General features: G+C 69.8%; 24 protein-coding genes. All 24 read right to left on the minus strand.

Translation table 11 applies throughout. The annotated features are described in order from the left end of the window. Positions 1 to 63: 63 nt before the first annotated feature. Positions 64 to 684 carry a 30S ribosomal protein S4 gene (rpsD, locus tag AC1UE4_RS12675; protein ID WP_482917591.1) on the minus strand — a complete coding sequence of 207 codons (621 nt, stop codon included), beginning with the start codon at positions 682 to 684 and terminating at the stop codon, positions 64 to 66. Continuing rightward, a complete protein-coding gene (gene rpsK, locus AC1UE4_RS12680; protein ID WP_482917592.1) occupies positions 684 to 1,079 on the minus strand; it encodes a 30S ribosomal protein S11 in 396 nt (131 codons plus the stop codon). Before rpsK ends, rpsD begins: the two co-directional genes overlap by 1 nt. Then, entirely contained in the window at positions 1,079 to 1,462 is a 384-nt protein-coding gene (gene rpsM, locus AC1UE4_RS12685) for a 30S ribosomal protein S13 (protein WP_482917593.1), read from the minus strand. Before rpsM ends, rpsK begins: the two co-directional genes overlap by 1 nt. A 3-nt stretch (positions 1,463 to 1,465) precedes the next feature. Further along, positions 1,466 to 1,579, minus strand: a complete 114-nt coding sequence (gene rpmJ / locus AC1UE4_RS12690; RefSeq protein ID WP_482917594.1) for a 50S ribosomal protein L36 — start codon at positions 1,577 to 1,579, stop codon at positions 1,466 to 1,468. 87 nt (positions 1,580 to 1,666) lie between these two features. Beyond that, positions 1,667 to 2,440, minus strand: a complete 774-nt coding sequence (gene map, locus AC1UE4_RS12695) for a type I methionyl aminopeptidase (RefSeq protein ID WP_482917595.1) — start codon at positions 2,438 to 2,440, stop codon at positions 1,667 to 1,669. Between the two features lie 20 nt (positions 2,441 to 2,460). After that, positions 2,461 to 3,135 (minus strand): adenylate kinase, encoded by a 675-nt coding sequence (locus AC1UE4_RS12700; RefSeq protein WP_482917596.1) that lies wholly within the window; start codon positions 3,133 to 3,135, stop codon positions 2,461 to 2,463. After that, complete coding sequence (secY, locus tag AC1UE4_RS12705) at positions 3,132 to 4,403, minus strand: preprotein translocase subunit SecY (protein ID WP_482917597.1); 1,272 nt, start codon at positions 4,401 to 4,403, stop codon at positions 3,132 to 3,134. Before secY ends, AC1UE4_RS12700 begins: the two co-directional genes overlap by 4 nt. Before the next feature lie 25 nt (positions 4,404 to 4,428). After that, complete coding sequence (rplO, locus tag AC1UE4_RS12710) at positions 4,429 to 4,974, minus strand: 50S ribosomal protein L15 (protein ID WP_482917598.1); 546 nt, start codon at positions 4,972 to 4,974, stop codon at positions 4,429 to 4,431. After that, on the minus strand, positions 4,967 to 5,134 hold the full coding sequence (gene rpmD / locus AC1UE4_RS12715; RefSeq protein ID WP_482917599.1) for a 50S ribosomal protein L30: 168 nt from the start codon (positions 5,132 to 5,134) through the stop codon (positions 4,967 to 4,969). The genes rplO and rpmD overlap by 8 nt, the downstream gene beginning before the upstream one ends. Next, on the minus strand, positions 5,131 to 5,736 hold the full coding sequence (gene rpsE, locus AC1UE4_RS12720) for a 30S ribosomal protein S5 (RefSeq protein ID WP_482917600.1): 606 nt from the start codon (positions 5,734 to 5,736) through the stop codon (positions 5,131 to 5,133). Before rpsE ends, rpmD begins: the two co-directional genes overlap by 4 nt. Next, a complete protein-coding gene (rplR, locus tag AC1UE4_RS12725) occupies positions 5,733 to 6,086 on the minus strand; it encodes a 50S ribosomal protein L18 (protein ID WP_482917601.1) in 354 nt (117 codons plus the stop codon). The genes rpsE and rplR overlap by 4 nt, the downstream gene beginning before the upstream one ends. Beyond that, positions 6,083 to 6,616: a 50S ribosomal protein L6 gene (gene rplF, locus AC1UE4_RS12730; RefSeq protein ID WP_482917602.1), complete on the minus strand. Its 534-nt coding sequence runs from the start codon at positions 6,614 to 6,616 to the stop codon at positions 6,083 to 6,085. Before rplF ends, rplR begins: the two co-directional genes overlap by 4 nt. Positions 6,617 to 6,619: 3 nt before the next feature. Then, positions 6,620 to 7,021 (minus strand): 30S ribosomal protein S8, encoded by a 402-nt coding sequence (gene rpsH / locus AC1UE4_RS12735; RefSeq protein WP_482917603.1) that lies wholly within the window; start codon positions 7,019 to 7,021, stop codon positions 6,620 to 6,622. After that, the gene (locus AC1UE4_RS12740) at positions 7,022 to 7,207 is read right to left on the minus strand and encodes a type Z 30S ribosomal protein S14 (RefSeq protein WP_482917604.1); all 186 of its coding nucleotides are present in this window, start codon (positions 7,205 to 7,207) and stop codon (positions 7,022 to 7,024) included. It abuts the gene before it with no gap. 2 nt (positions 7,208 to 7,209) lie between these two features. Further along, entirely contained in the window at positions 7,210 to 7,797 is a 588-nt protein-coding gene (gene rplE / locus AC1UE4_RS12745; protein ID WP_482917605.1) for a 50S ribosomal protein L5, read from the minus strand. Next, positions 7,797 to 8,132: a 50S ribosomal protein L24 gene (gene rplX, locus AC1UE4_RS12750; protein ID WP_482917606.1), complete on the minus strand. Its 336-nt coding sequence runs from the start codon at positions 8,130 to 8,132 to the stop codon at positions 7,797 to 7,799. Before rplX ends, rplE begins: the two co-directional genes overlap by 1 nt. 2 nt (positions 8,133 to 8,134) lie before the next feature. Further along, positions 8,135 to 8,503, minus strand: a complete 369-nt coding sequence (rplN, locus tag AC1UE4_RS12755; protein WP_482917607.1) for a 50S ribosomal protein L14 — start codon at positions 8,501 to 8,503, stop codon at positions 8,135 to 8,137. Further along, positions 8,500 to 8,733, minus strand: coding sequence for a 30S ribosomal protein S17 (gene rpsQ, locus AC1UE4_RS12760; RefSeq protein WP_482918239.1), 234 nt, complete (start codon positions 8,731 to 8,733; stop codon positions 8,500 to 8,502). The genes rplN and rpsQ overlap by 4 nt, the downstream gene beginning before the upstream one ends. Before the next feature lie 362 nt (positions 8,734 to 9,095). After that, entirely contained in the window at positions 9,096 to 9,293 is a 198-nt protein-coding gene (gene rpmC / locus AC1UE4_RS12765; protein ID WP_482917608.1) for a 50S ribosomal protein L29, read from the minus strand. Beyond that, the gene (rplP, locus tag AC1UE4_RS12770; RefSeq protein ID WP_482917609.1) at positions 9,290 to 9,718 is read right to left on the minus strand and encodes a 50S ribosomal protein L16; all 429 of its coding nucleotides are present in this window, start codon (positions 9,716 to 9,718) and stop codon (positions 9,290 to 9,292) included. Before rplP ends, rpmC begins: the two co-directional genes overlap by 4 nt. Further along, a complete protein-coding gene (rpsC, locus tag AC1UE4_RS12775; protein ID WP_482917610.1) occupies positions 9,719 to 10,627 on the minus strand; it encodes a 30S ribosomal protein S3 in 909 nt (302 codons plus the stop codon). Between the two features lie 7 nt (positions 10,628 to 10,634). Further along, complete coding sequence (gene rplV / locus AC1UE4_RS12780; RefSeq protein WP_482918240.1) at positions 10,635 to 10,973, minus strand: 50S ribosomal protein L22; 339 nt, start codon at positions 10,971 to 10,973, stop codon at positions 10,635 to 10,637. Between the two features lie 425 nt (positions 10,974 to 11,398). Beyond that, positions 11,399 to 11,671, minus strand: a complete 273-nt coding sequence (rpsS, locus tag AC1UE4_RS12785; RefSeq protein WP_482917611.1) for a 30S ribosomal protein S19 — start codon at positions 11,669 to 11,671, stop codon at positions 11,399 to 11,401. A 2-nt stretch (positions 11,672 to 11,673) separates the two neighbouring features. Then, the gene (rplB, locus tag AC1UE4_RS12790; protein WP_482917612.1) at positions 11,674 to 12,516 is read right to left on the minus strand and encodes a 50S ribosomal protein L2; all 843 of its coding nucleotides are present in this window, start codon (positions 12,514 to 12,516) and stop codon (positions 11,674 to 11,676) included. Positions 12,517 to 12,518 lie beyond the last annotated feature (2 nt).

A 12,518-nucleotide genomic window follows, 5' to 3' on the forward strand; every position in this document is an offset into this window, starting at 1 on the left:
GTCACACGCGCCGGGGGCCAAGAGGCGGCCGGGCCCGCGGCGCGGGTTGGGAAACTGGTCGGTCTACTTCGAGTACAGCTCGACGATGAGCTGCTCCTGCACCGGGGCCGCGATCTCGCGGCGCTCCGGCTTGCGCAGCACCTTCGCCGTGAGCGAGTCGTGATCCGCCTGCAGCCACGCCGGCACCTGGGCGGTGAGCTCGGTGGCGTCGCGGATGACCGGCTCGGCGGAGCTGCCGGCCTTGAAGGCGATGACGTCGCCGGCCCTGACCTGGTAGCTCGGGATGTCCACGCGACGGCCGTTGACCGTCCAGTGGCCGTGGCGCACGAGCTGGCGGGCCTGGCGGCGCGACCCGGCGAAGCCGAGGCGCACGAGCACGTTGTCGAGACGCGACTCGAGGATGGTGAGCAGGTTCTCGCCCGTGATCCCCGGCTGGCGCGAGGCCTTGTCGTAGTAGATCCGGAACTGCTTCTCGAGCACGCCGTAGTAGCGGCGGGCCTTCTGCTTCTCGCGGAGCTGCACGCGGTACTCGCTCTGCTTCTGGCGGCCACGGCCGTGGTCGCCCGGCGGGTACGCGCGGCGCTCGATGCCGCACTTGTCGGTCAGGCAGCGCTCGCCCTTCAGGAAGAGCTTCTGACCCTCACGACGGCACTGCTTGCACTGGGGGGAATGATCTCGAGCCATCAGACGCGCCGGCGCTTCCGGGGGCGGCACCCGTTGTGGGCCTGCGGAGTGACGTCCTTGACGCTCGTGACCTCGAGGCCGGCGGCCTGGAGCGACCGGATCGCGGTCTCGCGGCCCGAGCCCGGGCCCTTCACGAAGACCTCGACCTTCTGCAGGCCCTGCTCGATGCCCTTGCGGGCGGCCGAGTCGGCGGTCACCTGCGCGGCGAACGGCGTCGACTTGCGCGAGCCCTTGAAGCCGGCGCCGCCGGCGGACTCCCAAGCGATGACGTTGCCCTCGCGGTCGGTGAGGGACACGATCGTGTTGTTGAACGACGTCTTGATGTGGGCCTGGCCGACCGGGATGTTCTTCTTCGGCTTGCGGCGGCCCCGCTGGGGGCGGCGAGGGGCGGGCACTACTTCTTGCCCGCCTTCTTCTTGCCGGCGACCTGCATGCGCTTCGGGCCCTTGCGGGTGCGCGCGTTGGTCTTGGTGTTCTGGCCGCGGACCGGGAGGCCGCGCCGGTGGCGCAGGCCGCGGTAGCAGCCGATCTCCATGAGGCGCTTGATGGACTGCGAGCGCTCGCGGCGCAGATCGCCCTCGACCGTCAGCTCGCGGTCGATCGCGTCGCGCAGGCGGCCGATCTCGTCCTCCGTGAGGTCGCGCACGTACGTGTCACGCGAGATGCGCGAGTCGTCGAGCAGCTTCTGCGCCGTCGACTGACCGATGCCGTAGATGTACGTCAGGCCGATCTCGGCCCGCTTGTTCAAGGGGATGTTGATGCCTGCGATGCGCGCCACGATCTACCCCTGACGCTGCTTGTGCCGGGGGTTCGAGCAGATCACCAGGATCGCCCCATGGCGACGGATGATCTTGCACTTCTCGCACATCGGCTTGACCGACGGTCGGACCTTCATGCTGCCTTTCGGAGGACGAACGAAGAGGGTGCGCGGCGCACGCCGAAACGGCGACCAGAGCGCGACCAACGAAGATAGCACGCCCTCTCAGGCGGCAGCGGCGGAGCGATCCTCGTGCCAGGGAGTGAGGATACGCGGGCCATCGGCGGTCACCGCGATGGTGAACTCGAAGTGGGCGGCGAGCGACCCGTCCTGAGAGTAGATCGCCCAGTGGTCGTCGCCCATGCGGACGGCGTGACGGCCGGCGGTGACCATCGGCTCGACGGCGAGGACCATCCCGTCCTCGAGCAGCGGACCGCTGTTGACGGGCCCGTAGTTCGGGATCTGCGGGTCCTCGTGCATCTCCCGCCCGATGCCGTGGCCGACGAGCGACCGCACGACGCTGAGCCCGTTGGACTCGACGTACGTCTGCACCGCGTTCGACACGGCGCCGAGGCGATTGCCCGGCCGGCACTGCTCGACGGCCTTGAAGAGCGACTCCTGCGTGACCTCCAGGAGCTTCTCGGCGATCGGCGACACCGGGCCGACGGCGTACGTGCGCGCCGCGTCGGCCACCCAGCCGTCCAGCGTCACGCCGATGTCGATCGACAGGACGTCGCCCTTGCGCACCTCGTACGGCCCCGGGATCCCGTGGACCACCATGTGGTTCGGCGACGCGCAGATGGAGCCGGGGAACCCGCGGTAGCCCTTGAACGAGGGCACCGCGCCCTGCGAGCGGATGAAGCGCTCGGCGGCCTCGTCGAGCTCCTTCGTCGTGACGCCCGGCCGGACCTTGCCTTCGAGCAGCTTGTGGCACCGGACGAGGACGTCGCCCGCCGCGGCCATCTTCTCGATCTCGGCGGGGGACTTGCGGACGATCACGCCGAAGATCCTATCCGGGGCTAGATCTCGTCCTCGAGGCGCAGCGTCGCGATGGTGGCGCGCAGGCGGTCGTGCACCTCGGTGGGCGGACGCGTGCCGTCGAAGCGCTTGAGGACGCCCTTGGCGTCGTAGTGCTCGACGATCGGCTCGGTCTCCTCGTGGTAGACCCGCAGCCGCTTCTCGACCGTCTCGGGCGAGTCGTCCTTGCGCTGGATGAGCTTCGACCCGTCGATGTCGCAGACGCCGTCGTGCTTCGGCGGGTTGGACTCGACGTGGTAGACGTGGCCCTCCTTCGAGCACACCCGCCGGCCCGTGATCCGCTTGATGATCACGTCGTCGGGCACCTCGATGAGCAGCGCGGCGCTCAGCCTGCGGTCGAGCTTGGAGATCGCCTCGTCCAGCGCCTCGGCCTGGGCCACGGTGCGCGGGAAGCCGTCGAGCAGGAAGCCATCCTTGGAGTCGTCGCGCTCGACGCAGACGAGGATCATGTCGATGATCAGCTCGTCCGGGACGAGCTTGCCGTCGTCCATGTACGACTGGGCCTTCTTCCCGAGCTCGGTCTCGTTGGCGACCGCCTCGCGGAGCATGTTGCCCGTCGCGATGTACGGGAGGTGGAAGTCCTCCTCGAGCCGCTCCGCCTGGGTCCCCTTCCCGGCCCCGGGCGGGCCGAGGAGGATCAGGTTGAGCTCGCTCACTTCAGGAAGCCCTCGTAGTTGCGCATCATCAGCTGGGCCTCGAGCTGCTTCATCGTGTCGAGCGCGACGCCGATGACGATCAGCAGCGAGGTACCGCCGAAGTAGAAGTTGGCCGAGGTCTGGTTGATGAGGATCGTCGGGAGCGCGGCGACCGCGGCGAGGTAGAGGGCGCCGGGGAACGTCAGGCGCGCGAGCACACGATCGAGGAACTCCGCCGTCGGGCGGCCGGGTCTGACGCCGGGGATGAACCCGCCGTACTTCTTCAGGTTGTCCGCCTGGTCCACCGGGTTGAACGTGACCGCGGTGTAGAAGTACGTGAAGAGGATGATCATGATCGTCTCGCCGACGATGTAGGCCCACCCGTTCGGCGAGAAGAAGTTCGCGAAGTCGTTGCCCGCGTTGCTGTTGAGCAGCTGCCCGATCGTGGGCGGGAACGCCATGATCGACGCGGCGAAGATGACCGGGATGACGCCGGCCATGTTCACGCGCAGCGGCAGGTAGGTCTGCCCGCCGCTCGACATGCGGCGCCCGATGACGCGCTTGGCGTACTGGATCGGGATCCGGCGCTGGCCCTCCTGCACGAAGACGATCGCCGCGATCACGCCGAGCGCGAGGAAGGGCATCATCACCTTGAAGACCGGGTCCGGGTTCGTCCACCAGGCCTGCACGCCGTTCGGCAGGCTCGACACGATCGACGCGAAGATCATCAGCGAGATGCCGTTGCCGATGCCGCGCTGGGTGATCAGCTCGCCCAGCCACATGACGAGCACGCAGCCGCAGGTGAGGCAGGTGACGATGAGGAACACCGTCGGCGCGTCGAAGTTCGAGATGAGCGGCGTGCCGGCCGACGCGGTGAACGACTTGAAGAGGAAGACGTAGCCGATCGCCTGGCCGAACGCGAGGCCCACGGTCAGGTAGCGCGTGTACTGCGTGATGCGCTGCTGGCCGACCTCGCCCTCCTTCTGCAGCTTCTCGAGCGACGGCACGACGACCGTCAGGAGCTGCAGGATGATCGAGGCCGTGATGTACGGCATGATCCCGAGCGCGAACAGCGCGATGCGGGACAGCCCGCCGCCGCTGAACAGGTTCAGGAACCCGAGGATGTTCGAGCCCCCGAACTGCTCCTGGACCGCCTCCACCGCATCGGTGTTGATCGACGGCACGGGGATGTGCGCGCCGAGCCGGTAGATCACGAGCAGCGCGCCGGTGAAGGCGAGCTTCTTCCTGATCTCCCCGACGGTGAAGGCCTTGAGGATCGTCGACAGCATGGGCGGCGGCCCAGAGTAGTGGTTGTTACTCGGACGCGGTGTCGGCGGTCGCGCCGATGACCACGGCGGTCCCGCCCGCGGCCTCGATCTTCTCGCGCGCGGACGCGGAGAAGCCGTGGGCGTGGACGGTGAGCCCCTTGGTCAGCTCGCCCTTGCCGAGGACCTTGACGTCGATGCCCTTGCGCTTGGCCAGGCCCTTCTCGCGCAGCGCCTCCGGGGTCACCTCGGCGCCGGCCTCGAAGCGATCCTCGAGGTCGGAGAGGTTGATCGGCTGCGTGTGCGTCCGGAACGGCTCGAACGGCATCGACATCTTCTTCGTCGGGCCGCGGAGCTTGCGCACGTGCATGTGGAGCGGCATCTGGCCGCCCTCGTACGTCGACTTGTCCTTCGAGCCGGAGCGCGAGCCCGCGCCCTTCTGGCCGCGGCCGGCGGTCTTGCCGCCGTTCGACCCCTCGCCGCGCCCGACGCGCTTGCGCGCCTTGCGGGAGCCGGGGGCCGGCTTGAGCGAGTGCAGGCCGATGCGCCCGTTCGTCTCAGCCGTCTCCGTCTTCTCGGTCTTCTCGTCAGCCATCCGTCTTCACCAAGTGCCGGACCCGGTGGATCATGCCCCGGGTCTGCTCGTTGTCCTTCACCTCGACGGTGTGGCCGATGCGACGCAGGCCGAGGGAGCGCAGGGTCTCACGCTGAGCGTGGTTGGCCCCGTTCTTCGACTTGACCTGGGTCACCTTCATGCCGTCACCTCTTCGGCCTCCGACTCCTCGGCCGGTGCCTCGGGCGTCTCCTCCGCCGCGGCGGCGGTCTGGTCGGTCAGGCCGAGCACGCGGTTGACCGACAGGCCGCGCAGCTCCGCGACCTCCTCGGGCTTGCGCAGCGTCTCGAGCGCCGCGACCGTCGCCTTGACGAGGTTGATCGGGTTCTGCGAGCCGAGGCTCTTGGACAGGATGTCGTGCAGGCCGGCGAGCTCGAGCACCGCGCGCACGCCGCCGCCGGCGATGACGCCGGTACCGGGCGAGGCCGGCTTGAGCAGCACGCGGCCGGAGCCGTAGACGCCCAGCGACGGGTGCGTGATCGTCGACCCGTGCTTCGGCACGCGGAAGAGGTTCTTCTTGGCCTGCTCGACGCCCTTCTGGATGGCGAGCGGGACCTCGCGGGCCTTGCCGTAGCCGACGCCGACGACGTCGCGCTCGTCGCCCACCACGACCAGCGCGGTGAACGAGAAGCGACGGCCGCCCTTGACGACCTTCGCGACGCGGTTGATCTCCACGACGCGCTCCTGCAGGTCGAGCCCGACGGGGCTCACTGAGCGGTCGATGGCCTGGTGCTTCTGGCTCATACGGCGACGCCTCCCTCGCGAACGCCCTCGGCGAACGCCTTCACGCGCCCGTGGTACTGGTAGCCGCCGCGGTCGAACACGGCGCGCTCGATGCCCGCGGCCTTCGCGCGCTCGGCCAGCAGCTTGCCGGCCTGCGCCGCCTGCTCCATCGGCTTGAGCCCGCGCAGGTCCGACTCGGTCCACTGCACGGCGGCCAGCGTGTGGCCGCGCTCGTCGTCGATGAGCTGGGCGAAGAGCCCCTTGTTGGAGCGGAAGACGCTGATGCGGGGTCGCGCCGCGGTGCCGCGCACCTTGGCACGCACCCGGCGGCGCCGCTTGAGGCGGCGCGCTTCCTTGGTGACGATGCTCATGCGCGCTTACCGACCTTCCTGGCGACGTACTCACCCTCGTACCGGATGCCCTTGCCCTTGTAGGGCTCCGGCGGGCGCTGCTTGCGGATGTTCGCGGCGATCTCGCCGACGAGCTGCTTGTCGATGCCCTTCACGACGATGCGCGTGGGCTGCGGCACCTCGAACTCGATGCCCTGCGGGGCCTCGATCGGGACCGGGTGCGAGTAGCCGAGCGCGAGCTCGAGGTTCTTGCCCTTGAGCTGCGCGCGGTAGCCGACGCCCTGGATCTCGAGACGCTTCTCGAAGCCCTGCGTCACGCCGGTGACCATGTTCGCGACGAGCGAACGGGTCAGGCCGTGCAGGGCGCGATGCTCACCGCGGTCGGTCGGGCGGGTGACGACCAGCTGGCCGTCCTCCTGCTCGACGCCGATGTCGCGGTTCTTGCGCTCGCTGAGCGCGCCGCGCGGGCCGGTGACGTGGACCACCTCGGGCTCCACCTTGACCGTCACCCCGTCAGGCACCGGAATGGGCTTGCGGCCGATACGGGACATGCGCTACCAGACCTCCGCGACGACTTCGCCGCCGACCTTCTCGAGGCGGGCGTCGTGGCCGGTCATGACGCCCTTGGACGTCGACATGATCGCGGTGCCCAGGCCGCCCTGGACCTTGGGGATCGCCGGCGCGGGCACGTAGTGCCGCTGGCCGGGACGCGAGACGCGGCGCAGGCCCGTGATGGCCGAGCGACGGTCGTCCGTGTACTTGAGCCGCACCTTGATGACCTCGCCGGGATGGTCGGCGTTGGGCGCCTCGACGTCGAAGCCCTGGATGTAGCCCTGCTCCGTGAGGATGCGGGCCATCTCGCGCTTGAGCTTCGACGACGGGATCTCGACCGTCTCGTGGGCGGCCGTGATCGCGTTGCGGATGCGCGTGAGGAAGTCTGCGATCGGGTCCGTCATCTACCAGCTCGACTTCGTCATGCCGGGGATGAAGCCCTGATGGGCGAGCTCGCGCAGGCAGATCCGGCACAGGCCGAACTTGCGGTACACGGCGCGCGGCCGGCCGCAGCGGCGGCAGCGGGTGTACTCGCGCGTCTTGAACTTGGAGCCGCGTGCCTGGCGCACGCGCTGGGACGTCTTGGCCATGGCTAGGCAGCCTCGGTCTCGGGGGTCTGTGCGAACGCGGGACGGTTCTCCCGCGAGAACGGCATGCCCAGCGCCTCGAGCAGCGCGAAGGCCTCGCCGTCCGTCTGGGCCGACGTCACGATCGTGACGTCGAGGCCGCGAACCTGGTCGACGGCGTCGTAGTCGATCTCCGGGAAGATGATCTGCTCGCGCACGCCCATCGTGTAGTTGCCGCGCCCGTCGAACGAGCGCGGGTTCAGCCCGCGGAAGTCGCGGATCCGCGGCACGGCGACCGACATCAGCCGGTCGAGGAACTCGTACGCGCGCTCGCCGCGCAGCGTCACCGAGATGCCGACGGCCATGCCCTCGCGCAGCTTGAACTGGGCGATCGACTTGCGGGCGCGCCGGATGTTCGGCTTCTGCCCCGCGATCGTCGCCAGCTGCTCCTGCGCGGCGTCGAGCATCTTCGAGTCCTGCTTGGCCTCGCCGACGCCCATGTTGAGGACGACCTTCTCGACCTTCGGCGCCTGCATCGAGGACGAGTAGCCGAAGCGCTCGATCAGCGCCGGCTTGATCTCCTCGAGGTACCGCTCCTTGAGACGCGCAGCCATCAGTCGATCCGGTTGCCCGTACGACGCGCCGTGCGATGGCGGTCGCCGCCGTCGCGGGTGATGCCCACGCGGGTCGGCTTGTTGTCGCTGGGGTCGATGAGCATGACGTTGGAGACGTGGATCGGGCCTTCCTTCTCGATGACCCCGCCGGGGTCGGTCGAGCCGGGACGCGGCCGCTGGTGGCGCTTGACGATGTTGAGCCCCTCGACGAACACGCGCTCGTTCTTGGGCTCCACCCGGAGGACCTTGCCCGTCTTGCCACGGTCCTTGCCGGAGATGACGATCACCTGGTCGTCGCGCCTGATCTTCAGCTTAGAAGGTCGGTTCGCAGACATTCCTAGAGGACCTCGGGGGCCAGGGAGACGATCTTCATGAAGTTGCGCTCGCGCAGCTCGCGGGCCACCGGCCCGAAGATGCGCGTGCCGCGCGGGTTGTTCTGGGCGTCGATGATCACGGCGGCGTTCTCGTCGAAGCCGATGTACGTGCCGTCCTCGCGCCCGAAGGGCTTCTTCGTGCGCACGACGACCGCGCGGACGACCTCGCCCTTCTTCACGTTGCCCTGCGGCGTCGCCTGCTTGACGGTGGCGGTGATGATGTCGCCGACCGACGCGTAGCGACGCCGCGAGCCGCCCACCACGCGGATCACGAGGATCTCGCGGGCGCCGGTGTTGTCGGCGACGCGGAGGCGTGACTCGTTCTGGATCACTTCGCGCGCTCCAGGACCTCATCGAGGCGCCAGCGCTTCGTCTTCGAGAGCGGGCGGCTCTCGATGATCCGCACGGTGTCGCCCTCGTTGGCGTCGTTGCTCTCGTCGTGCGCGTGCAGCGTCGTGGACGAGCGGACGATCTTCTCGTAGCGGCGGTGCCGGCGGGCGGAGTCGATGCGCACGGTGATCGTCTTGTCCGGCTTGGCGGACACGACGAGGCCCTGGCGCACCTTCTTGGCGCCGTGCTCGTGCTCGACCGGCGGGGTCGGGGGGACCTCCGTCCGGTTGGCTCGGGCCTTCTCGCGCTCCTGCAGGCGGCGACGACGACGGGCGACGGCCTTCTTGCGGCGCTCCTCGACGCGCTCGGCCTGCCGCTCCTCCTTCGTGCGCGGCTTGCGCGCGGAGGCAGCGGCCTGCTTCTTCGCGGCGCGCTCTTCCTTCTTGGAGACCGCAGCAGCGGCGGGAGCGGCCTCTTCGGCCTCGGGAGCGGCCTCGGCCTCACCAGTGGTGCCGGCCTCGGCGGCCTCGACGGCCTCCGTCGTCTCCTCGACCGTGTCCTCGGTCGTCTCGGGGTTCTCTTCGGGGGTCTCCATCAGTCCACCTTCACTCCGCGCTGGCGCGCGATCGTCAGCGCGCGCGCGAGGTCGCGCTTGGCCGTCCGCATGCCCGCCGTGTTCTCCAGCTCGCCGGTGGCGTGGGAGAAGCGCAGGCCGAACATCTCGCGGCGCTGGGTACGGATGTGGTCGAGGAGGTCCTTGTCCTCGAGCTCACGCAGCTCACGGGGCTTCATGCGGCAACCCCCTCGGTCTCCTCGCGGGTGACGAACTTCGCCTTGATCGGGAGCTTCTGGATCGCGAGGCGCATGGCGTCACGGGCGAGCGGCTCGGGCACGCCGGCCAGCTCGAACATGACGCGGCCCGGCTTGACCACGGCGACCCAGCCCTCGGGCGAGCCCTTGCCGGAGCCCATGCGGGTCTCGGCCGGCTTCTTCGTGTAGGCCTTGTCCGGGAAGACGTTGATCCACACCTTGCCGCCACGCTTGATCTTGCGGGTCATCGCGATACGAGCGGCCTCGATCTGGCGGTTCGTGATCCAGCCGGCCTCGAGGGCCTTGATCCCGTACTCGCCGAACTGAACGACCGTCTGGCCACGCGACAGCCCGGGCTTGCGCCCGCGGTGCTGCTTGCGGTGCTTGACGCGCTTCGGGGAGAGCATCTAGCGACCTCCCCCGCCGTAGCCGCCGCCACCGCCGCCGCGGCCGCCACGGCCGCCCGGACCGCCGCCGAAGCCGCCACGGCCACCGCCGCCGCCGCCACCGCGACCGCCGCGGCCACCGGGACCGCCGGGGCCACCCGGGCCGCCACGGCCACGGCCGCGGCCGCCGCCGTCGCGATCGCCGCCGCGCCCACGCCCGCGGCCACGGCCGTCGCGGCCGTCGCGGTCGTCGCGCTGCGTCGACGGGGCGTCCATCTCGGTGAGGTCCACGCCGGTGAAGCCCTCGGGCATGATCTCGCCCTTGTTGATCCAGCACTTCACGCCGATGCGGCCGAAGGTGGTGCGGGCCTCCCAGAAGCCGTAGTCGATGTCCGCGCGGAGCGTGTGGAGCGGCACGCGGCCGTCCGAGTACATCTCCGTGCGGGCCATCTCGGCGCCGCCGAGGCGGCCGGAGACCTGGATCTTGCAGCCCTTCGCGCCCGAGCGCATCGCGCTGGTGAGCGCGCGCTTCATCGCGCGGCGGAAGGCGACGCGGTTCTGCAGCTGCTCGGCGATCGACTGCGCGACGAGCTTCGCGTCGAGCTCGGGGCGCTTGATCTCGAGGATGTTGACCTTGATCGACTTGCCGGTCATCCGATGCAGGTCGCGCCGCAGGGCGTCGACCTCCGAGCCCGACTTGCCGATGACGATGCCCGGCCGGGCCGTGTGGATGTTGACCTCGACCTCGTTCGCGTCCTTGCGGATCGTGATGTCCGAGAGGCCGGCATGCGAGAGCTTGTTGAGGATGTGGTCCCGGATGTGGACGTCCTCGGCGAGGTAGTCGTCGAAGTTTCGCTCCGTGAACCAGTTCGACTTCCAGTCGTGGATGTAGCCCACGCGCATGCTCTCGGGGTGAACCTTCTGTCCCATGAGTTCGTCAGTCCTTCGGCGTGAGCGTGATCGTGAGGTGGCTGGTGCGCTTGCGGATCCGGGTCGCGCGGCCCATCGCGCGCGGCTGGAAGCGCTTGAGGGTCGGACCCTCGTCCGCCGTGGCGTTGAGGACGCGCAGGTCGTCGCCCACGAGGTCGTGGTTGTGCTCGGCGTTGGCGATGGCCGACTCGAGGACCTTGCGCCAGTCCTCGGCCACCGAGCGCGGCGAGAACGCCAGGATAGAACGCGCCTCCTGGACCGACTTCCCGCGCACGTGGTCGGCGACGAGCCGCGCCTTGCGGGCGCTCGTGCGGACGTACTTCGCGTGGGCGCGGACCGTGACCAGCTGATCGCCGTTGCGGCGCTTCTCGGCCTTCGGGGCGGCGGCCGGCTTGGCCTCGTCCTTCTTGGCGGCCGGCTTGCGGCGCGTCTTCGGCTTCTCCTCGGCCTCGGCCGTCGGCTCGTCGGCCTTCTTCGCGCGCGAACGCGGCTTCGGCTTCTCCTCCGTCGCCTCGGCGCCGGTCGCGCCGGCCTCGGCGGCGTCCTTGTCGACGCCGGTCTCGGCCGCAGCGGTGCCCTCCGCCTTCTTGGCGGCCGGCTTGCGCTTGGGCTTCGGCTTCTCCTCGGCCGGAGCCTCGGCGGACGCCTGCGCCTTCTGCTCGGCGGCGGCCTGCGCGGCCTGCTGGGTCTCGAGCTCCTCCTTGGCGGGGGTGCCCTTGCCCTCCTGGTCCGAAGGCTGGTCGATCTTGGTGCCGGCGTCCTTCGCCATGGCTACCGCACCTTCCCCGAGCCCGCGTGCCCGCGGAACGTCCGCGTGGGCGCGAACTCGCCCAGCTTGTGACCGACCATGGCCTCGGAGACGAACACGGGGATGTGCTTGCGCCCGTCGTGGACGGCGATCGTGTGACCGACCATCTCCGGGAAGATCGTCGAGGTCCGCGACCAGGTCTTGACCATCTGCTTGGTGCCGGAGGAGTTCATCGAATCGATGCGCGCCATCAGGCGCTCCTCGACCCACGGCCCCTTCTTGCTCGAACGGCTCATGTCTAGCGCTTGCCCTTGCCACGCCGGCGGCCGCGCACGATGTAGCGGTCCGACGGCTTGTTCTTCTTGCGGGTCCTGTACCCGAGCGTCGGCACGCCCCACGGGGTGACCGGGTGACGACCGGGGGTCGTCGAGCCCTCGCCGCCGCCGTGCGGGTGGTCGACCGGGTTCATCGCCGTGCCGCGCGTCTGCGGGCGGACGCCCAGGTGACGCTTGCGGCCGGCCTTGCCGATCTTGACGTTCTGGTGGTCGGCGTTGCCGACGACGCCGACGGTCGCGCGGCAATCCGTGCGGACCATCCGCATCTCGCCCGACGGCAGGCGCAGGGTGGCGTAGTCGCCCTCCTTCGCCATGAGCTGGATGCCCGTGCCGGCCGAGCGGCCCAGCTGGGCGCCGCGGCCCGGCTGCAGCTCCACCGCGTGCACCACGGTGCCGGTGGGGATCCGGCCGAGCGGCAGCGAGTTGCCGATGTCGATCGGCGCGTCGGGCCCGCTCATGACGGTCATGCCCACCCGCAGGCGGTTCGGCGCGATGATGTAGCGCTTCTCGCCGTCGGAGTAGTGCAGGAGCGCGATGTACGAGGTGCGGTTCGGGTCGTACTCGATCGCGGCGACGCGAGCGGGCACGCCGTCCTTGCGGCGCTTGAAGTCGATCCGGCGGTAGAGGCGCTTGGCGCCGCCGCCGCGGTGACGCGCGGTCTTGCGCCCGCGCGAGTTGCGGCCGCCCGACTTCGTCAGGCCCTCGGTGAGCGACTTCTCCGGCTTGGTCTTGGTGATCTCCGAGAAGTCGGGGTACGAGACGAAGCGGAGGCCCGGGCTGGTGGGCTTGGGCTTGCGGATGGGCATGT

This window comes from Parviterribacter kavangonensis (assembly GCF_056863335.1).